Raw genomic sequence first — 22,173 nt, 5'->3', positions numbered from 1 at the left:
TGGTACTTTAAACATTAGAGGAAGATTCTGCTTTTTTCAATGTCAAGCACACATGATTAGGGAGAGCCTAATATATTTAAATAAAAAAGGAAGATATTATGTTAATGAAAGTAAAATCATTTAAAAGTGTATTTTATATTATTTCTTCGATCATTTTAGTCTATCATTTGGTTAATTTGTTTTTATTTTGGCCAAACATGCCAGATCGTATTGCCATTCATTTCACTATGGGTGAACCAGATAATTGGGGGTCGAAATATTTTGTGCTAATTATGCCAACTATAGGACTTTTAATGTGGTGGTTAATTGGCTTATTAACTAAACACCCAGAAAAACTCAACTACATTAATTTGACGGAAAAAAACCGAGAGAAACAATATAATATGTCGGAAAAAATAATGACTTTAATCCAAAACTTAGTGTTAATTGCTTCTATATTAGCTAATGAATCATTAATAAGACATGCAGTAGGCATTGAGAATAATGTATTTAATTTCTTACCTTTGTTTTTGACAGGGATTATGGTGCTGGCTGTTTTTTACAATTTAATTTGGGCAGCCAGATTAAAAGAGTAAATTATCATAAAAAGTATTTTCTTTGATAACTCCTTTTGTCTTATAACTTAAAAATAATAAACATTGCATATGTAGGCATATTTTACTAGTCGTAATCTATGAACTAATTTATTAAAATCACTCCTTTTTTATTAATATAAGTTTATAATACCAAAGGAAATTTCAGTAAACAACAAAAATTACCAAATGTTAAAAGTTTAGTAATTTAAAGAAAAAAACGTTAAAATAAAAATAATAAGATGAGGGGGACCTTATGAAAAGAGTATTATTATTTGATAGTGAATGTATATTTTGCAATAAAACTGTGCATTTTATATTAGAAAAAGATGATAAGAAGGAATTCGATTTTATAGCATTAAATAGTCAAGAAGGAAAAAGCTTATTGTCTTCTTTTAATGTTTCGCCAAATGTTGACAGTTTCTTTTTAATTTCAGATGAAAGAATCTATGATAGATCTACAGCTGCATTAAAAGTTGCGGGGACTTTGAAAGGTGTCACTAAGTTGTTAACTGTTTTTCTATTAGTACCAAGGCCAATAAGAGATATAGTATACAGTGTTATTTCTAAAAATCGTCATAAACTAGCATTAAAATCTTCGAAATATTGCAAACTCCCAAGTTCTGAAGATAGAAAACGTTTTTACATTTAAAATGTTTATCAAATTTAATGCAATAATCTTCTTAACAGACTATCTATCATACTTAATTAATATTTTAAGATGGCTGTACTTTTACATACTCATTTTTATGTTTCGTAATTAAATTAATTTTTTGCTTCCACATTAGGTGTATTTTCACATTTCTTTTATGTTTATTTAGACAACACCTTGCACTATGGTTAAGAAACCCAGCTGTCTTCATATGAAGATGAGCTGGGTTTTAAAATTGAGTGGATATCACTTTTGATCTATTAAAATTTTTAAAATGGGTCGTATAATAATTATCTCCACCAGGTAATATCTTATTTTATTATAGCGTATAGATTAAGTATCTCTTGTAATTATAGGAAAAAAATGATGTTAAAATTAGTTCTTATTTGACAAGTGTATATTTGAATTTTTGTAAGAGAAAGGATTGCATTAGGTTTATGAAAGTACATTTAACCCTAGAAATCATATTGGATTTAACCGTGTATAATCGTGCATAAATTTATTGTACGTGTATAATAGAATTATCTAGTGCATGGTAGAAAATACTTATAGAAAAGTACTTATTCAATTTCATGTACGTCGCACGTGCACCATGTGTACACGAATGTGAACGGGCTTGAATGTATGCATGTACCCCGTGCATGAAAGTCACATAAAGAGGGAAGAAAAACAATGGATATCCATAATCCGAAAAAATATTATCAGACTTCTAATTTGATAGAGGAAACGGGGGCTTCTGAACATTCCATAAGACGGTACGTAAGAATATTAGAAGAAAATGAAAATTATCCAGAAATAGAAAGGGATAATAGACAAAATCGTTTATTCAATGAGTTAGATCGAATGACCATTGTTGAAATGGTTCGCTTGGTCAAAGAAGAAAAGAAAGGCGTACAGGAAGCATCTGAGGCAGTCGTGCTCCGTTTGAATGAATTTAAAATACTTGTAGAAGCCCAAGAAACCCCTTCAGAGGATATTAAAATGAATGAAGGTACAAATGGGTCATATGAGCAAAATGAGCGTTTAGAGTATGCGATTGAACTTTTAGAGCATCTCTCAAAAAATCAAAAGGAATTGGATGAGAGACTTAAAAAAATAGAAGCACATCAATTGATGATAGAGAATACTGTAATCCCATCTGAAGCAGATAATGATAGTGTGGAGGAAGCTTCAGGAGATAACGAGGATGAAATAATAGAGAATAATACTGGAATAAGTAATTCTCCGCAAGAACATAAAAAAACAGGTGTCAAGGGTAACTTAAAATTGTAGGTTTTCGGCAATCTAAAAATGTAGGTTTTTGGCAATGTAATTTGTGGAGGAAAGCCTAAGTGTGTTTCATCCGGTATGACTTGCCTTTAATTTTATAAATTTTTACATGGTGGACCATGCGGTCCAGTATCGCTGCGGCCGTTTCCGGACTTTTGAATAGTTCACCCCATCCAGAGAGTGCGATATTGGTGGTGAATATCGTTGAATGGGTTTCATAGCGCATATTCAATAACTGGAAGATCAAGTCGGCTTCATGCTTCTGAATGGGGAGGTAGCCGATTTCATCAATAATCAACAACTCGTATCTGGCATACCGTCTGAGCACACGCTCAACGGTCCCTTTTTCATAAGCGGCCCGAAGTCGGATCAACAACTCATGGCAGTTGATGAACAGCGTGAGTTTCTCCTGACGGCAGGCTTCGACCCCCAGAGCAATCGCCAGGTGGGTTTTACCGACACCAGGGCTGCCGATGAAGACAATGTTCTCTTTAGATTCCATGAACCCCAGATGTTTCAATTCAAGGACGGCCGTGCGGTTCAGGCTGGGTTGAAAATCAAAATCGAACGTATCGAATGTCTTCACTTTAGGAAAGCGTGCGCGGTGAATCGCACGCTCCATCTTCTTTTCTTTTTGAAACTTCATTTCTTTGTCTGTGATTTCCAGAAACGCACTCGTCAGCGACAAGTCTTCTGTATGAACCTTATCCAACAACACTGGATAATATTCACGCATATTATTTAAACCGAGGGCTTCAAAATTGGACAGAAGCGTTTGATAATCACTCATGAACATCATCTCCCACCGCATCATATAACTGCAGGGATTCATGGATATACTCATGGATATCATCGTCCGGCCGACCAGCCAGCAGATCCGACTTCAATATGTTGAACATATCTGCCTGATTATAATTGAATCTTTGGGCGGTTAACGGGTGTGAACGCACCGTTTCTCCGTTATAATAAATGTGTATGTTGTCCTCAGTATCCGACAGTTCAATCTCAACCGTCTTTCCAATATACTGGGGATCTACAGAGTACTTACATTTACGGAACTGAACCATCGCCTCTTTAGAGACCACTCTCGTCAATTGGTCTTCAAAGTACGGCTTCAACAGGTCTTCAGGGAGTGGATGTAGGTGCTCTTTTTCTTTATCCAGCCACAGTTCGTCGGGGATGGCATCGGTCGCCTGGGAGACTTCCGTATTGAGTTCGTGACACAAATCATGGAGGATATGGATCAAATCCACACTGTCATCGAACTCATGGTTATAGACCCGCAGCCGGTCCATCGTCCGTGCCAGTGCCTCGACCATCCCTTTGGTCTGGGGACGGTATGGCCGGCAGGCAATGGGCTGAAAGGCGGCATCCTTACTAAATGCGTAGAACCGTTGATTGAACACAACCTTATTATATTGGGTGCTGGATTGATCCACCACAGTCCGCATATTATCAAACCAGATCTCCCCCGGTACGCCGCCAGTGTGGTGGAAGGCATCGTCCAGACATTCAAACAAGGTGTCCTGATGGCGATCAAAGGTCAATGTGATGTATTTCTTGCGGGAAAACGACAGGACGTATAAGAATATGTTGAAACGGAAGATCTCGCCGTGCCGGCTGATCAAAGTCATGTCTTCTTTCCAGTCCACCTGCCCGGCTAAACCGGGTGTGTGGGTCACACGCATGGTTGCCTGCTTCTGACGGGTTTTCCTCTCTTTTCGACAGTACTGCTTCACCAGACTGTAACTCCCGTCATATCCCTTCTTTTCAATGAATTTAAATATACTATACGCGCTGCACTGGATTTCCAGTTTGTCATGGATGATCGGTTTAAATTCATCCAGCTTACTTTTTCTCTTCACCCGTTTTTTCTTCTCTGGGTACTGTGTCTCTGCTTCATAGACCGCTTTCACCGTCCGGTAATCGCAGCCATACTGCCGGGCCAATGCGGCAAAATTGGGTTTGATACCATCGTTCATAAATTTCCTGACTCCTTCGCGTACGTCTTTTCTCATGAATATCCTCCTTCGATGTCATAAGAAAAGCATACAAAAAAATGTAGGTAAACCAACAATTTTCAATTGCCGATTTCCTACATTTTAATACTGCCATTTACAATATGTCGGCAGTGCCGACAATATATTTTTCCGTCCGGATTTTAACCAAATGTACCTGTTTAAGTACATGAAAACAGCTATTTTTTGATGTAATATTACCAATGTACCTGTTGAGGTACATCTAAATTGGAAGGAGATTGATAAAAGATGGCACGAATTGATGTAAAAGGTTTTGATGAACAAGAGACGGTTCGGCTAAAAATGATTGCGCAAGAAAAAGAGGTTAGCTTTAGTGAATGAGTCAGAGCATTATTAGAAAAAGATTTCTGATCGGGCACAGAAAAACCCGGATAATGGACGCTTTTTTATTCACTGTCCATTATCCGGGTTATAGTTCAGATCATTCTCGTGTCTTTTTTATTTTTAAGCGAGCCACGAGCGTAAACCCCTTTTGCTGATGAGATAGAAGTTTGTAGTGACCCCAGAAAGTTAGACTTTTAGAGCAGAGAAATCTGTTATATTTTCTTATGCACTTTTCAACTGGTTCTCCTCCCGTTTAGCGTCCAATAAACGACCGTTAATTGGAAGATTTCATGCAACTGTAAAATGGCCTTTTGTTCATATGAATCCAGTCCAAAAATCAGTATGTTAATCAATGTCTGTACTAATTAAAAATGCATGGGTTTTTGGACGATCCCATACGCTAATTTTAAAATCTACTATATCGATTCGGAGACACCATCACAACAAGGGATAAATGAATATTCCATTGGGATGCTCAAAAGGGAAGGAATCCTAGAGACATGGATTTCAACACAACCCATCAGGCATGTTTTTATTAGTTGTTGCTAGAAGAAATGACTTCCCAAGAAAATAACTGAACTACCGAACCCCATTGGAAACCTTGTGAGTTATATAGATAATAGAGAACTGTCCAGTTTATATTTACTAATAAGAAATAAAAGCTATAACTAAATTTTTAGTTATAGCTTTTTTTCTTTTTATCTATAACAGCAGCTCCAATTATATCACCTAGTACGTTGGAGGCAGTTCCGCCCATTCCGATTATCGCATCAACACCAGCTATCAAAGCGACAATCTCTAATGGTAAACCGAATAAACTAAGAACAGCAGAAAGAGTAATGAGACCACCAGCTGGAATACCAGCAGTACCAATAGACAAAAGTGTGCCTATAATTACAATCATCAATAGATTTTCTAAAGATAGATTCAATCCCATAACGTTAGTTGCAAAAACAATGGATACTCCCATCCTAAGGGCACCGCCATCAGAATTGAATATAGTACCCAAAGGGATTGAAAAATCCACAACTTCATTTGAAATATCAGCTTTTTTTGCTGAATTAATGGCAATGGGCAAAGAAGCGATGCTACTTGAAGTGAAGAAAGCAGTTACATAAGCTTCCTTAGTATCTTTTAAAAACTTAAAAATAGATTTATCAGCTAATTTTAAAAAGCTGAAATAAACGAGTAGCCACAAAATAAATATGCCTATATAAAAGGTGAGTGTAAACAACAACAGGGATTTAAAAGTGTCTAATCCCTGTGAACCGAATGTCGAGGCGCTAATACCAAATACGCCTATTGGCGCATAAAGTAATATCCCATTTAAAATGACATTGAAAAGTTTATTAAAAATATCAAAAAGTGAGTAGAGAGATTCTGCTTTTTGTTGAATATTTTCATCAGATGAAGATAATAAAATCGACATCGAAATACCTATAACTATGGCTATGAACAATATCGACAATAATTCACCAGAAGTAAATGCTTCAATCAAATTATCCGGTATTATTTTATATAATACATCTGAAAAGTTGGGGATACTCGGTTCATCAACTGAGGTTTTTGGCAAGGTCAAATTTTGACCAGGGTTTATGATCAGGGCAACTATTACGCCAATAAATACAGATAAGCCTGTTGTTATACTATAATATAAAAATAATTTTCCACCCATTCTTCCTAAACTAGATAAATTAATCCGACTTATAGATAGTATTATGGTCAAAAATATAATGGGGATAGCAATTAACTTCAATAATCTGATGAGTATTTGACCTAATGGTTCCAGGAATTTAGCATTTTCACCTAACACTAAAGCAATAGCTAAACCTGCTATAAACGCAATAGTCATCTTTAAAATAATTGAGCTGTTCTTATAGTTATGCCACATAGATTTGATCCTCTTTCTTTAATGACTATGTATTTCTTAACGTTTTATCACAAAATAAATCACGGTTATTGCCCTCGGTATTCGAAATTTTGATTCTGTTGGCTACCCTATAAATAATGATGTAGAGGAGTTTAGACAATCTTAATATAAAAGAAGATGTCTATTTCTGGGTATTTTTCATTTATCAGCAGCTGCCTTGATCTTCGATGCTATCATATGCCAAGCTTCCTCGGCTTTCTCGCTTGGACCGGTATGCGTGAAAGCATGGGTACAGTTCTTAAAGAGGTGATCTTCGACGTTGACTCCAGCTGCTTTGAATTTTGTGGCGTATACTTCCGCTTCTGGCCTGAAAGCATCATGCTCTGCAATGAGAAAGAGCGCAGGTGCCAACTGGCTGGTTACATCGGCATAGACGGGGGAGGCCAGGGGATGCTTGGAGTCCTCTTTTTTAGGTACATAGCACATATTTAAAAAGTGGGCGACTTGTGGAAAGCGTGCACGCCACTTATTCGGCTCCGGTTTTTTTGAAAATGGTGTCGCAAAATCAAGCATTGGATAGGATAAAACTTGCAGGAGTGGTTGTTTTTCTGACTTTTCTTCCAGATAGAGGCACAGGGCTGTCGCAATATTGCCGCCCGAACTTTGGCCACCTACCATTATTCTGTCAGAATCTATATTCAAGTCTTCGGCATTCATCTTCATCCACTGGAGTACCTCATAACATTGTTCAATCGCCTTTGGGAAAGGATACTCCGGCGCTTTTACGTAATCAATATTAACGATGACACATCCGGTCTGATTGGCCAGAAAGCGGCAATAGGGATCATCCATATCCTTGTTTTTCATAATGAACGCGCCGCCATGGAGATTGATGTATACCGGTTGCTTCTTTTTTTCTGCCCCCAATGGATAGTAGAAGGTCACCGGGGTTGGCTGAATGGATGATTCAACTGTAAAATCCTTTATGATTTTAACATATTGAAGGTCAACCATCGGGATTTTCACTGACTGGTCGGGGCGCAGCCTCAATAATTTTGCGATAATTTTTTTAATCATGATTGACCTCGCTTTATTCTCTCTAATGCTGAAACAATGACCGGCATAGTTGTATGCCTTCTGTACTTGAAAAGGGCGATTAGCCCCGTACTTTAGATTTCAGTCGATTCGTTGATGATAGGCAGGGAAAATGAAGCCCCTGTTTTATTTGAGGTTTATCTTCCGTCCTCTCCAATTGACAGACCGTAGCACATGGACCCGGAAAAGCGAGTAGACGAACACCCCGGCAAAGAACGTAAATAGAATAGGGTGGAAAAGGAAGATGGCCCATCTGAAGTTCCCGCAGCGTCGGGCGAACAACATCGTCTGCAGTGCATATATGAGATACAATAGACCAGTGAGCCCGATGGCCACTGGATCCATTGCCAAGAGGGAAGAGATCAATGCGCCGACACTTATGAAACTGCCTGAAATCCAGATGATGGTCATCGCCATGACTAAGGGATGTGTGGATTGTGAGCCGAGCGCAAAACTCTTACACCAGCCGTCTACAAGCGTTTTAAAGCCTTCAGGGTACATGCGGAAAGATATGATCCCTTTGCCGCCAAGGCAATATACCGGCAGATCCCCCTCTAGAAAAGTTTCCCCCAGGGCCAAGTCATCCATTAGTGCGCCCTCAATCTTCTTATGCCCACCTGAAGCCAGATAATCTTCTCTATTGGATAGTATACAAGGGCCGAACGAACCAGCTGGTCTGAAGCGCCTTCCCCACAGGGTGAATACATTCATACCCACGACAACAATCACGTTGAAGATTGCTGATAGATTCTCATACAAATCTTTAATGCTATGGAAAGGCTGAAGGGATAAAACTCCTCTTGCGCCTTTTTGATGGTAGACCCCGAGCAGGTTTCCCAAACTGTGTGGCGTCGTGAATTGCGTGTCGGCATCGAGGAACAGCAGCCACTCTCCTTTTGAATGCTGTACGCCGTGCCAACATGCTGCGGATTTCCCAGCCCCATCTTGCTTTGATTCATCACGCAGTACGGTTGCCCCGAAAGATTCCGTGACACTCACTGTATCGTCCGTAGAGTCATCGTCGACGACCAGAACTTCAAATTCCGTGAAATTTTGGTTCTTCAATGATTTCAGCAGGACAGGGATCCTTTGCGCTTCATTTCTGGCAGGAATGATGATGGAAACGAGTGGGGCATCGGCGTGCTCGCCTTCACTGTTAGGCAGGGGCAGCCTCCAGAACATGAGCACTCCCACCGCAATTGCGAGAGACCCTAATACAATACTGACCATCATAAACGTTTTCCTCCCTTCATTCAGTAATCATTCGTGCTTTATATTTCACTGATCATCCTTTATGAGTGCATCTGTCGCAATTTTTGCAGACATGAGTACAATCGGTACACCTGCACCTGGGTGTGTGCTGCTGCCTGTGAAATATAAATTGTCACAGCCTGGGGATTTGCTTTGCGGCCGCTTATGGATGCTTTGTGAAAGGGTAGGCTGGAGTCCAAAGGCCGCCCCATTATACGCATTGAATCTGGATTCGAATTCAGGCGGTGTAAAATGCGTTTCCGTAACAATGTCCTGCTCGATGTTTTCAAAGCCCTTTATTTCTTTCAAGGTATCCAGGATGTATGTGCGGTAGTAATCAACCGTTTCATCATTCCATTCATAGTCTGCTGTGGCGACATCGGAGACCGGCATCAGGATATACAGCCCATCTTTGCCTTCTGGTGCGAGCGAGGGGTCGAGCTTTGAAGCAATATAGACATAGAATGAAGCATGTTCGAGCTTCCTGCCATCAAAAATATCCTGCATGTTTTTCTCAAGTTTTTCATTGAAGATGAAATTATGGACATGCTCGACATCTTCGTACTTACGGTCCATTCCCAAATACATTAGAAAGCCGGAACAGGAGTATTTCATGCCATCAATCTTCTTGTCCGTGAATTTTCCTTTGGCCTTAGGTGCTTTCACCAGGTGCTTCATTGCATACGGAAAATCTGCGTTGCAGACGACAAAATCCGCTTCTATTTTCCTGTCATCAACAATAATGCCATTCGCCTGCTTATCATCAATGGCTATTTCCTGCACCGCACTTCCGTAGTGCACCGTACCGCCAATCTCCTTGAAGAGCCTTTCCATGGCGGCAGCCATTGTATACATGCCACCTTTGATGAACCATATCCCGTAGACGAATTGGATCATGGGTATCATCGAATAGAAGGAGGGCCCATTGAATGGGGAGACCCCTATGTACAATGTCTGGAAGCCGAATATCTGCTTCAGGCGCTCGCTTTCAATATATCTTCCGATGAAATTATCAGCCGTGCCGATCAGCTTCACCTTTGGTGCTTTTTTGATCATGGACAAGTTATAGACGTCACTTCTTTTATGAAATGGCCGATTGAGGATATTCTCCATGGCAAACGTATACCCTTTATATATATCACTCATATAAGTAAAGAAACCTTCAACGTCCGCTTCATTGATCGCACCGATGGTTTTGGTCAATTCAGTCAGGTCGGCGGAGATGTCGATCGGTTCATCTGGCGCATCACTGAAGTAGACCCGGTACATGGGATCCAATTTCTCCATCGGGATATAGTCATCAGCGTAACGTCCGCACAACTCGAAGACTTCCCGGTATAATTCCGGCATCATGACGATACTCGGACCAAGGTCAAATTGATACCCATCCATCTCTAGCCGGTTCATTTTCCCGCCCGGTGTGGATTCCTTTTCATAGATCTCTACATGATAACCGGCGTGCTGCAGTCTGATGGCGCTTGCCAGTCCGGCAACCCCGGCGCCGATGACGATCACTTTTTTGCTCATCATTATTCTCCGTTCTTAAAGCATATTTGGTCCCGTTTGTATTAGTGATGTGCTGTGTACAGCATCTTTTGGGTATGCAGGCCGATATTTGAAGTTGTCGGCTCACGACAACATCTTTTTGATGCGGCCGCGGTTGTACCGCTGGGTGATGATGAAGGGCAGGTTGAAGACGACTGCGTAGACGATCATCAGGAAGCCTGCCAGCGGTGGGTTCCATAAAAAGAAGAGTGGGGCGGGCAATATTGACGCCCAATGTGTCAGCTCCGCCCGCTTCGTCTCTTCGGCAAAAGTCTTAAGCTCTGATCTATCCGTACCGTGCAACGTCTTTTTTTGATACCCTTTTTTGAATAGGGAGGCACCATCGATCAATCTGCCTTTCCATGATTTTACACGGAATAGACGATGCCAAAGGTGCCCTGAATCTTCCCAGCGGTAGATGCGCGACCAGAAAGCATTATTCTGGAATGCGCTAAGAGGCAGCCTAAAGCATAAGTATGAAATGACCAGATGGAAAAATAACCATGCGATGATGTCTATGGCAATGGTCCATAATAGGGGGAGCGAGATCACTTGCATGGCTTGGCCTCCTAATCGATTTCATTATGCGCAAAAGGGTTCTGTAACGCCGTTTTTAAACCAGGGATGATACCAGGGGAGTCGTGCATCACTCTGCCTCTGAATCCCTTGCGACAATCTTATCGGAGACGTGCTGGCCGCTTAACGTCACCATCGGCATACCGCCTCCAGGGTTTACTGTGCCACCGACAAAGTAGAGGTTGTCATAGTGTGGGCTCTGTTTCGGATGTTTGAACCCTTTATTCTTTTTACGGTCGGACAATGTACCGTAGATGGCACCCCGGTCTGAGCCATATACGCGCTCGATGTCCTCTGGTGTCCATACATCTTTCGTGACGATATTCTGCCGCAGATCCTTAAGTCCCATCCGCTCAAGCTTGATCAAGGTCTGTTCCGCAAACCGTTCATAGTCTTCAGCGGTAAAAGGCTTATCCTGGATATAGGGAATATGGGGGAGGACCTTCAGATTTTCATGGCCTGGCGGCGCCTGGTTTGGATCGGTCTTATTGACGTTGACGAGATAGATGACCGGGTCATCCGGCAGTTCATGGCATTGGAATATCTTGTTCATCTGTTTCTTCATATCTTCTGCAAAGAAGAAGTTATGATGCGCAAGCTGCGGATAGCTCTTCTTTACACCCAAATGCATGATGAGGCCCGAACTGGCCGGTTCGAATTTCTTTTTTATCTTCTTTACATAATCTTGATTGCCCCCGATTAGTTTCTCGTAAGTCGGGATGACTTCCATATTCGAGACGTAGTAGTCTGCCTGCAAGTCAGTGCCATCCTCCAAAGCAGCACCGATGATTTTACCGTCCTGATGACGAAGCATCGTGATTTGACTGCCGGTGTGGAACGTCACGCCAATCTCTTCGGCAAGCTTTACAAGCCCCTTGGCGAGGTTGCCCAGACCCCCCGGCACATACCAAACACCCTGGTCATGCTGCATGTATATCATCATATTCAACACAGCGGGCGCATCGTAGGGGGAGGATCCGACATATTTGATGAAGTAGGAAAGCATGTCTTTCAGTTGATCATTACCGATGCGCCTGTCGATGCCCTGATATATCGTCGAAAATAGATCGAAGCCCTTCAAGGTGCTCATCAGCCCTTGATACTGCATAATGTCTTTTTTATCGTCGACCCCTTTGAAGTAGCTGTTCTCGGTCGTATCGTAAAGCCTCCTGGAATACGCAAGAAGATTCTTATATTGCTCAATATCCTTGTCACTCAATGAAGGGTTCTTATCCTGCATATCTTTTAGATCCTCATATAGATCGATGATATTGCCGTCCGGGAAAAAGGAGCGCCACTGGTGGTCGATCTTGATGGTAGGCACATAGTCCGCCATCTTTTTGCCGCTTCTAGTGAATAGCGTTTCAAATACTTTGGGCATGGTCAGTATGGAGGGGCCAAGGTCAAACCCAAAACCATCCTGTTCCAGGCGGTTCACTTTCCCTCCCAGATGATCATTCTTTTCATACAGAGATACATTATATCCATTTTGGGCCAGGGAAATCGCTGCAGACAGCCCCCCGAGCCCACCGCCGATTACCAATACGCTTTTTTGTGGCATTCGTCACATCTCCTTATAGTAGAAAACAAGTATTGCGCTATATTATGCACTTTACGTTTACAACAATGATATCACAGTGGTTGATTGTACAGAATTATTATAATCATCTACATGATTTTAAATATCCGCCTTAATTTATATAGCGTAGAGAATTGATGAAATCGATAATTTAAAATGGTACAAAAAGACGATTCATGCAGTTGTTCACATGAATCGTCCTTTTGTTATTGGTGATCAATTATTAATCTTCACCGTCAAAGTCACGTTTTCCGAGTTCACGTTCGTAGATGAATAGTGCATTATTGTCATCTTTGATGCGTTCGATATAGTCAATGTGGCGTTCAAATGTTGCCTCTTCCTCAACCTGTTCATCGAGGAACCATCTGACGAAGGATAACGTCGCATATTCCTTTTCTTCAGTGGCGATATCAGAAATATTGTAGAAGGATTTAGTCACTTCCCGCTCTTGTGCCAATCCTGCCTTGAAAGTATCGAGTATGGAATCATAATCGACCCGTGGTGCGGGGATTTCTTTAAATGTGGCATGCACACTACGGTCATTCAAATAATTATAGAGCTTCATGGCATGGAAACGTTCCTCTTTGGCTTGTTGGATATAGAAGTTTGCAAAGCCATCGTAACTTCTATGCTCGCAATAGGCAGCCATTGCCATATATTCATGGGCTGCGGCAAATTCATTATTCATCTGGTCATTCAATTTTTCTTTAAGTTTTTCTGACAACATACTATAGACACTCCCTTTAGGTGATTTAGTTATATGTACCCTATCATGACAAAAAATATCATTTTAAATCTGAAAAAATCACTGAAGAATAGAATCTCATGTGGTATCATTGGTCTGTCAATTATATAAATTCTAAATCGTTTATCAATCGAATGGAAGGAGTGTCATGCATGCCGGAATCTACGTTAACCATTACGGGACTGAACAAAAAGATCGGGCGTAAAAACATCATCAAAGACCTCGATTTTACCGTTCGTCCAGGGGAAGTATTCGGTTTCATCGGGCCAAATGGAGCAGGTAAGACGACAAGCATCCGTATGATGGTCGGGCTCATGGGCATCACAAGTGGGGATGTGGTCATCCAGGGCAACAGCATCAAAAAGAACTACAAGGAGGCGATCAGTGAGGTCGGAGCCATCGTTGAAAACCCTGAAATGTACCCGTTCATGACGGGTTGGCAGAATTTGAAGCACTTTGCCCGCATGTCAGATGGTGTGACCCAGGAGCGCATCAAGGAAGTGATCCGTCTGGTGGGGCTTGAAAATGCAATCAAAACAAAAGTCGGGAAATATTCTTTGGGGATGCGTCAGCGTCTCGGCATCGCCCAGGCTCTGCTGCACAATCCATCGGTCCTGATACTGGATGAACCGACGAACGGCCTTGATCCTTCAGGGATACGGGAAATCCGCAGGTACATACGCAAGCTGGCAGTGGAGGATGGTGTTTCTGTCATCGTCTCCAGCCACCTATTGAGCGAAATCGATCTGATGTGCGACCGCATCGGGGTCATTAAAAATGGCGAAATCATCGCCATCAAAGACTTGAATGAAGCGGATGATGCAAAGGTGCATACCGTCAATCTCATCCTCGAACCAAAGGACCAGGCGGTCGAACTCCTCCAACATGAAGAGAAGGTTAAAATAGTGGATACATCCGATCAGATCCGGGTGGAAATGGATAAGTCTGATATCCCGCAATTAATCACCCGGCTCGTGGCCGAAGACATCGAAGTATATGGGGTAGATGCGGTCAAATCAACATTGGAAGAACAATTCCTCGAGATGATTGGAGAGAATGTCATTGAATAGAATAATGAGTCTGATCAGAAACGAACTGGCTAAAGTCTATATCATGAAATCGACTTGGATCATGTATGGTTTCCTGCTTGCAGTGGTCATCTTCAGCCTGGTGATGAATACGGTCACCGATTCGGTCGACACTGAAACATCCTATTCAGATGACTGGAAGACCGAACTTCAGGAAGAGAATGAGGCACTGATGCAGGAGATAGAGGAAAAAAAGGAAGAAGATCCATTTATCGAACAGGTGAATACGCAGCAGATAGAGGAGAACACCTATAGAATCGATAATGATGTCCGGCCGTTTGGCTATCATGCCGGCAATTTCGTTCTGGATAATCTATTCGGCTCTTCGCTGATCAACTTGTTCACCATCATCGTTGCAGGGGGGATTGTAGCCAACGAATTCAGATGGGGCACCATCAAGCAGTTACTCATCAGGCCTATCTCAAGACCAACGATATTGTTATCTAAATATATAGCTGTATTATTATTTGCACTGTTGACCATGCTGAGCTTGCTCTTGACGACCTTTATCATCGGTGCAATCACGTACGGATTGCCATCAGCTGGTTCGGAAGCGTTGGTGAACCGACCTGAGGGGCTGTCCCATAACGGCGTGCTGTCCGAAATAATGCTTCAATACGGGTTCAAGCTGATAAACATAATCGTGCTTGCAACTTTTGCATTTATGATATCAAGCATATTCAGAAGCAGCGCCTTGGCGATCGGCGTTTCAATGTTCCTGATGTTCGCCGGCACGACGGCCTCAGTGGCTTTATCCGAGTATGCCTGGTCTAAATTTGTACTGTTTGCCAATACCGACCTGGCGGTCTACTTCAACAGTATGGGGCCGATAAGGGAAGAGATGACCATAGGATTCTCAGTGGCGGTCATTGCCGTCTATATGCTCATCTTCATCGTTGCAGCGTGGAGTGTCTTCACTAAACGCGATGTCACATGATGAGCTGGCACCGGGCGGGATCTATTTCCCACCCGGTATTTTTATTGCATCTACCAGAAAAGGGCACCTGCCGATCGGCAGGTGCCCTTTTGGTGATTACAGGTCTTTCAGCAAATCATGCGCTACTTCATTCTTGCGCGGTGCTCTTTTGAAAAGGTATTCGCCATCACGTACAGAACACAGTACTTCTGCCCTTTCACGTATGGCTTCGTATGGGTCTCGCGCATCGAGTACGATGAAATTGGCCGGATTATCCGCTTCCAACCCGTACGCTTCAATGTTCATCACTTTCGCGCCATTATAGGTGATGAGATCGAATGCCTGGTTGATTTCATCGATGTGGGTGTAGTGGGCGAGGTGGATGCCATTATCGAGTATATTCATCATGTTCCCATTGCCGAGCGGATACCAGTAGTCGGCTATGGAGTCTTGGGCGAATGCGACCGTGTTGCCGTTTTCCAGGAGCTCTTTGACACGCGTCAGTCCCCGGCGCTTCGGATAGGAGTCCGCACGGCCCTGGAGGTGGGCGTTCTCGGTCGGACAAGAGATGAAGTTGATCTGGGAAGCCTTGAACAGCCCCATCATCTTCGACGCATATGACCCATCGACCGAGCCGAAGCTGCATGTGTGGCTCGCAGTCGTTTTAGGGCCGTACTCCCGTTCCATGACAAGTGCATTCAACACCTCCAGGAAGCGGCTGTTGGGATCATCATTTTCATCGCAGTGGATGTCTATCATGACGTCATACTTGACTGCCAGATCCACAATACGCCTCAATGATTCGACGCCATATTCATAGGAGATTTCAAAGTGGGGGATGCCACCGACGACATCTGCGCCCATGGTCAATGCTTTCTCGACCAGTTGTTCTGCGCCTTCGTAGCGGAAGAATCCTTCCTGGGGAAACGCGACAAGCTGGAGCGTGACAACATCTTTCAACTCTTCTTTGAGCTTCAGCAGTGCTTTCATGCCGGTGAGGTCGGGGGCGGTCACATCGACATGCGTCCGGATGTATTGTACGCCGTGGGCCACTTCTTTGCGGATCCCTTCCAGTGCACGCTCACGCACCATCTCCTCGGTCAATGATTTCTTGTTGTCGCTCCACCTCTGTATTCCCTCGAATAAGGTGCCTGACCGGTTCGCATTGCCTTCACCCAATCCAGAGAAAATGTAATCCAGATGCAGGTGGGGATCGACGTAGGGGGGGCAGTACGAGTTTACCTTCAAGATCGATGACGCTGTCGGCTTCCCCAACATCCGGCGCGATTGATTTGAACTTCCCGTCGTCGATCAGGATTTGCTGGAGCCCCTCTGTTTTGTAAATATTGGCGTTGATGAATTTCTTCATTGCGATTTACCTCATTTCTGTATTGCTCGATTGTATTCATCTGATGGACGTATTAATCACCGATCAATATCCGACTTCTACGACGGCATTGACGATATACATCAGATCATTTTTATCATTCTGATCTTCAAGATAGATGCCGCTTGAAGTGGCAAGGCCGCCGTCGAGCAGTTCAACTGTTACCGTCCCATATGGAATCATGTCCTTGACCGCTTCAACATCCAGGCGTTCATGATCCATTGGCAGGCCGAGCTTCACATTCACCTTCATGTTGGACAGGTTGTTCTCAGGCAGGATGTTTCTGATGCCCGGCATCGAATTATAATGAAGGGCATTCTCGACCGCGCGGCGGGTGGCCACATTGATATCCTGCCCATGCACGTCGGTGCCGGTGCCCGTTTCGATGAAAACAAGTTGTTCCATAGTCAACACTCCTTGAATCATTTTTTGTATCCACCATCACTATACCTTTTATGCTACGGCTTGGACAACTATTTCAGCAAGCGTCAGTCCCAAACAACCGCTCTATCATTTGACTGAATATTCAGAAGTGTATATGATGGATGTATGTTCCATATTTTGGACTTCTATAAAGCGGATAAAGCCATTGGGCTTATCATATAGAAACCTTGGAAAGGAGAAGAGTTCAAGCACCTTGTCGCTCTTGCATCCAGCTGTTCAACAAAACATATTACGCAGTGCATGTGCACTGTCAGGAGGGGTATCATGCAAGGAAACCGTGGTGTAGTCTATACAGGAAATGGTAAAGTGGAAGTTCAGGACATCAAGTATCCCGATCTCGTATTGAGGGATGGACCGGGTGTACCCAAGGAAAACGTCGGCAGAAAATGTGAACACGGCGTCATCCTGAAAGTGATTACAACAAACATATGCGGCAGTGACCAGCATATGGTGAGGGGGCGGACCACTGCACCGGAAGGAATGGTGCTCGGCCATGAAATATTGGGGGAAGTGATTGAGGTCGGCCGTGATGTCGAATTCGTCAAAAAAGGCGATATTGCATCCGTACCGTTCAATATAGCGTGCGGCCGTTGTGTAATGTGCCGTGAGCAGAAGACGCATATATGCCTGAATACAAACCCCGAACGGCCAGGTGCCGCATATGGCTATGTCGACATGGGCGGATGGGTCGGCGGCCAATCCGAATACGTGATGGTGCCATATGCCGACTTCCAGCTGCTGGTCTTCCCAGATCGGGAAGTCGCAATGGAGAAGGTGCTGGATCTGACGATGCTGTCGGATATATTCCCGACAGGCTATCATGGGGCATACTCTGCAGGCGTCAGGACAGGCTCGACCGTCTATATCGCCGGGGCTGGCCCTGTCGGACTGGCAGCAGCCCATTCAGCACAATTGCTCGGAGCATCCCGGGTAATTGTCGGTGACCTGCAGGACGATCGCCTCAAACAGGCAGAGAGCTTCGGCTGTGAGACAATCAACGTATCCAAGCATGACCGCCTTGGTGAACAGATCGAAAACATCCTCGGTACCGATCAAGTCGACTCCGCTGTGGATGCGGTCGGGTTCGAAGCTTACGGTCATGAAGGTGAAGATAAACCCGCAGCGGTATTAAACAGCATAATGGATGTCACCTCAGCCGGGGGCAGCCTGGGTATTCCAGGATTGTACGTTACAGAAGACCCGGGCGCAAAAGACAAAGATGCACAACAGGGCAGCCTGAAGGTCCGTTTCGGTCTGGGCTGGGCGAAGGCACATACATTCGTCACCGGACAAACGCCAGCAATGAAATATAACCGCGATCTGATGAAGGCGATACTATCAGGACGGGCGGAAATCGCGAAAGCCGTCAACGCAACCGTCATCAGCCTTGATGATGCACCAGGCGGTTATGAGGACTTCGACAAAGGGGCGGCCAAGAAGTTCGTCATCGATCCGCATGGATCACTCAAATAGATTATATTGGCTCCCATTAAAAAGACCTGGGTGAAGGTACCTTCACCCAGGTCTTTCTGCTTCTTCCGGGAGGATATGAAGCAGCCGTAATCGTTATTCGATGATTTTTTTTAGGAACTGCTTGTCTTCAAGCGCGAGGAAGTCGACGCCAAACAACACGAGGACGGAAATGCCCGCCGTCCACAGGATGACGCTGGCTGTCACCCACCAGAAGGTCGCTTTCCTGCTGCCTCCGAGAATGACCGCCATCAAAGCGGTGAAGTGACTGCCGACAAAGAAGGGCCCAATGAACGCGAGGCCCGGCAGACCATATTTATGCCAGATCTTCTCGGCACGATGTGATTTACCTGAGGTGTTTTTACCTTTGGCTTCCCGTCGTCTCAAGTACCAATTTTTGACCCGTTCGATTACTATGATGAGCAGCAGCAATGTGACCAGATTTCCTATTATGCCGATGAGCAGCGTCATCGTGAAATTCATGCCGCTCAATATGCCGAGTGGTACGATGATAAATGACTCGAAGAGTGGCACTGCAGAGAGTACAAATATGAAAAAGTAGGCAATCAGTAGAGATGGATTCATGACTTTCCTCCAAACCATGCACCACCTTACAGATGGCATCGGTATGTGTATTGCTGAAATTATACAAGAAAACATACCGGCTATCAAAAGAAGCCGCTCTGCTGCCATGCTTAACGAATTCTATAAAAGGGAATGGAGAGAGTATCATTCGGATAAGGAGGATGGATTATGGCAGTGGATATAAAAAAAGGTGAAGATATGCTGTTCGTCGAGGAGGATGAACTCAACCCCAAAGCTAAAATGGTCTTCGAAAAGGACGACGACGGAGACTATGTCGTGACACACACAGAAGTTTCAGGCGACCTGGGCGGAGAAGGCATCGGCACCCGGCTGGTAGAGACCATGGTTGATTTGGCAGCCGGGGAAAAACGCAAAATCACACCGCTCTGCTCCTTTACCAGGAGTGTCATGGAGAATGATGATAAGATGAGAAAAATGATCAAAGATTAAAATGTACGCCGGGGATGAATATTCCCCGGCATTTTATGTATAATGGAGGGCAGTGAAAAAATGAAAGGATGAAGGATAGTGGCAAAAAGTGTCGTACTCGCCGAGAAACCATCCGTAGCGCGGGATATAGGGAAAGTATTGAACTGTCATAAAAAAGGCAATGGATTTTTGGAAGGGGATAAATATATTGTGACATGGGCGCTCGGCCATCTTGTGACACTGGCCGACCCGGAAAGCTACGACCAGAAATATAAAACATGGAACCTCGATGACCTTCCGATGCTTCCGGATCCACTCAAGTTGACCGTCATCAAGAAAGCCGGCAGACAATTCAATGCTGTTAAGTCGCAACTGATGCGTAAAGACGTAGATAAAATCATCATCGCAACGGATGCTGGCCGTGAAGGGGAGCTTGTGGCCCGCTGGATCATCAAAAAAGCAAAAGTACAAAAGCCGATTGAACGGTTGTGGATCTCTTCTGTGACGGATAAGGCCATCAAGGAAGGATTCAACAACTTGAAACCCGGCAAAAATTATGAAGATCTCTATGAAGCGGCTGTAGCGCGTTCTGAAGCGGATTGGTACATCGGACTCAATGCCTCCCGGGCTTTAACGACAAAATTCAACGCGCAGTTGAATTGCGGCCGCGTCCAAACGCCGACGCTTGCGATCATTGAACGCCGCGAACAGGCAATCAAACATTTCAATCCTAAGACATACTACGGCATAGAAGCACATGCACAAGGCTTGAAGTTGACATGGCAGGATGATAAAGGCCAGACGCGCAGCTTCAATAAAGATGCTGTGGACCGTATTATGCGGGAGGTTGAAGATGAAACATTTAAAGTGGACGCCATCACACATAAAACGAAGAAATCTTCTGCACCTGGTTTGTATGACTTGACGGAACTGCAGCGCGATGCCAACAAGCAATTGGGTTTTTCGGCAAAGGAAACATTGAATGTACTGCAGAGCCTATATGAGCGTCATAAGGTCGTCACCTATCCACGTACCGACTCTAGATATATTTCTGAAGACATCATTCCCACACTTTCTGAAAGGCTCAAAGCGGCAGGCATCGGTGAATACCGGTCCATCGCAACCAAAATATTGCGCAGTGGCATAAAGGCTAATAAATCATTTGTCGATGACAGCAAAGTCAGTGATCACCATGCGATCATACCGACCGAAAATCATGTGCATCCTACAGACTTCAATGAAAGGGAAAGGCGCCTCTATGATATGATCATAAAAAGGTTCATGGCTGTGCTGCTTCCGCCATATGAATACGATCAGGTGACGGTGAAGGTGAGGGCCGGGAACGAACGCTTCACGGCCCAAGGCAATACCGTCAAGAAAGAAGGATGGAAAGCGGCCTATAAGAACCATCGTGAAGATCCAGGAGTCGAGCAGAAGCATCAGCAGCTCCCTGAATTGAGTGAAGGCGATATCCTTGAAACGGACCGCATCAATCAGACATCAGGACAAACTAAAGCACCTTCACGGTTCACAGAAGCCACCTTGCTGTCGGCGATGGAAAATCCATCCAAGTACATGGAGATGGATGATAAGAAGCTTAAGAATGTATTGGACGCAACGGGTGGGCTTGGCACGGTCGCAACACGTGCGGACATCATTGAAAAATTATTGAACGCCTTTATGATTGAAAAACAAGGTCAGGAAATTCGCACGACTTCAAAAGGGCGCCAGCTGCTGGAATTGGTGCCGGATTCGCTGCGCTCACCAGCCACTACAGCCATATGGGAAGAGAAACTTGAGCAAATCGAAAAAGGTCAGTTGAATAGGGAAGCCTTCATCAAAGAAATGAAGGTCCACACCAAAACGATCATCCAGGAGATAAGAGCAAGCGACAAGACGTACAGGCATGACAACATTTCAAGCAGATCATGCCCTGACTGCGGAAAACCGATGCTTGAAGTCAATGGCAAAAAAGGCAAGATGCTCGTGTGCCAAGATCGTGAATGTGGCTACCGCAAAAATGTGGCACGCATTACCAATGCCCGTTGTCCAAGATGCAAAAAGAAGATGACCCTAAGCGGTGAAGGTGAGGGGCAGATATTCACATGCACCTGCGGCTACAGGGAAAAATTATCAGCATTCGAAGCACGCAAAAAGAAGCAGGATCGGGGGAAAGTGGACAAAAAGACTGTGAAGAAGTATATGCAGAAACAAGATGACGAAGCACCGATCAATAATGCTTTGGCAGAGCAGTTGAAAGGCTTGAAGCTTGATGACTAGATAAGTGGTGGTTTGCGTTATCGTGATGTCTATGGCATAATGTCGTGCATGCATGGA

General features: G+C 43.9%; 21 protein-coding genes. 8 read left to right on the top strand and 13 right to left on the bottom strand.

The window, feature by feature from the left end; genetic code table 11:
* Nucleotides 1-104: 104 nt before the first annotated feature.
* From ACFFLE_RS02685 to ACFFLE_RS02675, 3 genes are all read left to right on the top strand, one after another.
* On the top strand, nucleotides 105-575 hold the full coding sequence (locus tag ACFFLE_RS02685; protein ID WP_380569619.1) for a DUF1648 domain-containing protein: 471 nt from the start codon (nucleotides 105-107) through the stop codon (nucleotides 573-575).
* A 253-nt stretch (nucleotides 576-828) separates the two neighbouring features.
* Entirely contained in the window at nucleotides 829-1,224 is a 396-nt protein-coding gene (locus ACFFLE_RS02680) for a thiol-disulfide oxidoreductase DCC family protein (protein WP_380569618.1), read from the top strand.
* 672 nt (nucleotides 1,225-1,896) lie between these two features.
* On the top strand, nucleotides 1,897-2,496 hold the full coding sequence (locus tag ACFFLE_RS02675) for a hypothetical protein (protein ID WP_380569617.1): 600 nt from the start codon (nucleotides 1,897-1,899) through the stop codon (nucleotides 2,494-2,496).
* Between the two features lie 55 nt (nucleotides 2,497-2,551).
* On the opposite strand, the gene istB is transcribed toward ACFFLE_RS02675, so the two are convergent.
* From istB to ACFFLE_RS02630, 9 genes are all read right to left on the bottom strand, one after another.
* Nucleotides 2,552-3,283 (bottom strand): IS21-like element helper ATPase IstB, encoded by a 732-nt coding sequence (istB, locus tag ACFFLE_RS02670; protein ID WP_380569616.1) that lies wholly within the window; start codon nucleotides 3,281-3,283, stop codon nucleotides 2,552-2,554.
* Nucleotides 3,276-4,511: an IS21 family transposase gene (gene istA / locus ACFFLE_RS02665; RefSeq protein WP_380569615.1), complete on the bottom strand. Its 1,236-nt coding sequence runs from the start codon at nucleotides 4,509-4,511 to the stop codon at nucleotides 3,276-3,278. The genes istB and istA overlap by 8 nt, the downstream gene beginning before the upstream one ends.
* Nucleotides 4,512-5,532: 1,021 nt before the next feature.
* Nucleotides 5,533-6,747 (bottom strand): dicarboxylate/amino acid:cation symporter, encoded by a 1,215-nt coding sequence (locus tag ACFFLE_RS02660; RefSeq protein WP_380569614.1) that lies wholly within the window; start codon nucleotides 6,745-6,747, stop codon nucleotides 5,533-5,535.
* A gap of 177 nt (nucleotides 6,748-6,924) precedes the next feature.
* Nucleotides 6,925-7,803, bottom strand: coding sequence for an alpha/beta hydrolase (locus ACFFLE_RS02655; protein ID WP_380569613.1), 879 nt, complete (start codon nucleotides 7,801-7,803; stop codon nucleotides 6,925-6,927).
* Between the two features lie 144 nt (nucleotides 7,804-7,947).
* Nucleotides 7,948-9,054 (bottom strand): glycosyltransferase family 2 protein, encoded by a 1,107-nt coding sequence (locus tag ACFFLE_RS02650; protein ID WP_380569612.1) that lies wholly within the window; start codon nucleotides 9,052-9,054, stop codon nucleotides 7,948-7,950.
* A 45-nt stretch (nucleotides 9,055-9,099) separates the two neighbouring features.
* Nucleotides 9,100-10,599: a phytoene desaturase family protein gene (locus ACFFLE_RS02645; RefSeq protein WP_380569611.1), complete on the bottom strand. Its 1,500-nt coding sequence runs from the start codon at nucleotides 10,597-10,599 to the stop codon at nucleotides 9,100-9,102.
* Between the two features lie 102 nt (nucleotides 10,600-10,701).
* The gene (locus tag ACFFLE_RS02640; protein ID WP_380569610.1) at nucleotides 10,702-11,175 is read right to left on the bottom strand and encodes a glycosyl-4,4'-diaponeurosporenoate acyltransferase CrtO family protein; all 474 of its coding nucleotides are present in this window, start codon (nucleotides 11,173-11,175) and stop codon (nucleotides 10,702-10,704) included.
* 88 nt (nucleotides 11,176-11,263) lie between these two features.
* On the bottom strand, nucleotides 11,264-12,754 hold the full coding sequence (locus ACFFLE_RS02635; protein ID WP_380569609.1) for a phytoene desaturase family protein: 1,491 nt from the start codon (nucleotides 12,752-12,754) through the stop codon (nucleotides 11,264-11,266).
* Nucleotides 12,755-12,995: 241 nt separating this feature from the next.
* Nucleotides 12,996-13,499 carry a ferritin gene (locus ACFFLE_RS02630; protein WP_380569608.1) on the bottom strand — a complete coding sequence of 168 codons (504 nt, stop codon included), beginning with the start codon at nucleotides 13,497-13,499 and terminating at the stop codon, nucleotides 12,996-12,998.
* 170 nt (nucleotides 13,500-13,669) lie between these two features.
* Between ACFFLE_RS02630 and ACFFLE_RS02625 the strand changes: the two genes are divergently transcribed.
* Together ACFFLE_RS02625 and ACFFLE_RS02620 are read left to right on the top strand one after the other, a co-directional pair.
* Nucleotides 13,670-14,587: an ABC transporter ATP-binding protein gene (locus ACFFLE_RS02625; protein ID WP_380569607.1), complete on the top strand. Its 918-nt coding sequence runs from the start codon at nucleotides 13,670-13,672 to the stop codon at nucleotides 14,585-14,587.
* Complete coding sequence (locus tag ACFFLE_RS02620) at nucleotides 14,580-15,542, top strand: ABC transporter permease (protein ID WP_380569606.1); 963 nt, start codon at nucleotides 14,580-14,582, stop codon at nucleotides 15,540-15,542. Before ACFFLE_RS02625 ends, ACFFLE_RS02620 begins: the two co-directional genes overlap by 8 nt.
* A gap of 96 nt (nucleotides 15,543-15,638) precedes the next feature.
* Here ACFFLE_RS02620 and ACFFLE_RS02615 read toward each other — a convergent pair whose 3' ends face one another.
* The 3 genes from ACFFLE_RS02615 to ACFFLE_RS02605 form a co-directional block, all read right to left on the bottom strand.
* Nucleotides 15,639-16,700 (bottom strand): amidohydrolase family protein, encoded by a 1,062-nt coding sequence (locus ACFFLE_RS02615; RefSeq protein ID WP_380569605.1) that lies wholly within the window; start codon nucleotides 16,698-16,700, stop codon nucleotides 15,639-15,641.
* On the bottom strand, nucleotides 16,693-16,890 hold the full coding sequence (locus ACFFLE_RS02610; protein WP_380569604.1) for a hypothetical protein: 198 nt from the start codon (nucleotides 16,888-16,890) through the stop codon (nucleotides 16,693-16,695). The genes ACFFLE_RS02615 and ACFFLE_RS02610 overlap by 8 nt, the downstream gene beginning before the upstream one ends.
* Before the next feature lie 63 nt (nucleotides 16,891-16,953).
* The gene (locus ACFFLE_RS02605; RefSeq protein ID WP_380569603.1) at nucleotides 16,954-17,313 is read right to left on the bottom strand and encodes a Lin0512 family protein; all 360 of its coding nucleotides are present in this window, start codon (nucleotides 17,311-17,313) and stop codon (nucleotides 16,954-16,956) included.
* A gap of 303 nt (nucleotides 17,314-17,616) precedes the next feature.
* On the opposite strand from ACFFLE_RS02605, the gene fdhA reads away from it, so the two are divergent.
* The gene (gene fdhA / locus ACFFLE_RS02600; RefSeq protein WP_380569602.1) at nucleotides 17,617-18,825 is read left to right on the top strand and encodes a formaldehyde dehydrogenase, glutathione-independent; all 1,209 of its coding nucleotides are present in this window, start codon (nucleotides 17,617-17,619) and stop codon (nucleotides 18,823-18,825) included.
* A 93-nt stretch (nucleotides 18,826-18,918) separates the two neighbouring features.
* On the opposite strand, the gene ACFFLE_RS02595 is transcribed toward fdhA, so the two are convergent.
* The gene (locus ACFFLE_RS02595) at nucleotides 18,919-19,407 is read right to left on the bottom strand and encodes a small multi-drug export protein (RefSeq protein WP_380569601.1); all 489 of its coding nucleotides are present in this window, start codon (nucleotides 19,405-19,407) and stop codon (nucleotides 18,919-18,921) included.
* A 168-nt stretch (nucleotides 19,408-19,575) separates the two neighbouring features.
* Here ACFFLE_RS02595 and ACFFLE_RS02590 point away from each other — a divergent pair, with 168 nt between their 5' ends.
* On the top strand, nucleotides 19,576-19,857 hold the full coding sequence (locus tag ACFFLE_RS02590) for a GNAT family N-acetyltransferase (protein WP_380569600.1): 282 nt from the start codon (nucleotides 19,576-19,578) through the stop codon (nucleotides 19,855-19,857).
* Nucleotides 19,858-19,935: 78 nt separating this feature from the next.
* Complete coding sequence (locus ACFFLE_RS02585; RefSeq protein WP_380569599.1) at nucleotides 19,936-22,116, top strand: DNA topoisomerase III; 2,181 nt, start codon at nucleotides 19,936-19,938, stop codon at nucleotides 22,114-22,116.
* Nucleotides 22,117-22,173: the final 57 nt, after the last annotated feature.

The sequence above is a fragment of the Salinicoccus siamensis genome, assembly GCF_042429615.1.
In the GTDB taxonomy this organism is placed as follows: domain Bacteria; phylum Bacillota; class Bacilli; order Staphylococcales; family Salinicoccaceae; genus Salinicoccus; species Salinicoccus siamensis.
This window is presented reverse-complemented; position numbering and strand designations above follow the sequence as displayed.

Bases quoted from the DNA above. Each gene is read 5' to 3' on its own strand.
- ACFFLE_RS02685 (WP_380569619.1), top strand. From the start codon at position 105: ATGAAAGTAAAATCATTTAAAAGTGTATTTTATATTATTTCTTCGATC.
- ACFFLE_RS02680 (WP_380569618.1), top strand. From the start codon at position 829: ATGAAAAGAGTATTATTATTTGATAGTGAATGTATATTTTGCAATAAA.
- ACFFLE_RS02675 (WP_380569617.1), top strand. From the start codon at position 1,897: ATGGATATCCATAATCCGAAAAAATATTATCAGACTTCTAATTTGATA.
- istB (WP_380569616.1), bottom strand. From the start codon at position 3,283: ATGAGTGATTATCAAACGCTTCTGTCCAATTTTGAAGCCCTCGGTTTA.
- istA (WP_380569615.1), bottom strand. From the start codon at position 4,511: ATGAGAAAAGACGTACGCGAAGGAGTCAGGAAATTTATGAACGATGGT.
- ACFFLE_RS02660 (WP_380569614.1), bottom strand. From the start codon at position 6,747: ATGTGGCATAACTATAAGAACAGCTCAATTATTTTAAAGATGACTATT.
- ACFFLE_RS02655 (WP_380569613.1), bottom strand. From the start codon at position 7,803: ATGATTAAAAAAATTATCGCAAAATTATTGAGGCTGCGCCCCGACCAG.
- ACFFLE_RS02650 (WP_380569612.1), bottom strand. From the start codon at position 9,054: ATGATGGTCAGTATTGTATTAGGGTCTCTCGCAATTGCGGTGGGAGTG.
- ACFFLE_RS02645 (WP_380569611.1), bottom strand. From the start codon at position 10,599: ATGAGCAAAAAAGTGATCGTCATCGGCGCCGGGGTTGCCGGACTGGCA.
- ACFFLE_RS02640 (WP_380569610.1), bottom strand. From the start codon at position 11,175: ATGCAAGTGATCTCGCTCCCCCTATTATGGACCATTGCCATAGACATC.
- ACFFLE_RS02635 (WP_380569609.1), bottom strand. From the start codon at position 12,754: ATGCCACAAAAAAGCGTATTGGTAATCGGCGGTGGGCTCGGGGGGCTG.
- ACFFLE_RS02630 (WP_380569608.1), bottom strand. From the start codon at position 13,499: ATGTTGTCAGAAAAACTTAAAGAAAAATTGAATGACCAGATGAATAAT.
- ACFFLE_RS02625 (WP_380569607.1), top strand. From the start codon at position 13,670: ATGCCGGAATCTACGTTAACCATTACGGGACTGAACAAAAAGATCGGG.
- ACFFLE_RS02610 (WP_380569604.1), bottom strand. From the start codon at position 16,890: ATGAAGAAATTCATCAACGCCAATATTTACAAAACAGAGGGGCTCCAG.
- ACFFLE_RS02605 (WP_380569603.1), bottom strand. From the start codon at position 17,313: ATGGAACAACTTGTTTTCATCGAAACGGGCACCGGCACCGACGTGCAT.
- fdhA (WP_380569602.1), top strand. From the start codon at position 17,617: ATGCAAGGAAACCGTGGTGTAGTCTATACAGGAAATGGTAAAGTGGAA.
- ACFFLE_RS02595 (WP_380569601.1), bottom strand. From the start codon at position 19,407: ATGAATCCATCTCTACTGATTGCCTACTTTTTCATATTTGTACTCTCT.
- ACFFLE_RS02590 (WP_380569600.1), top strand. From the start codon at position 19,576: ATGGCAGTGGATATAAAAAAAGGTGAAGATATGCTGTTCGTCGAGGAG.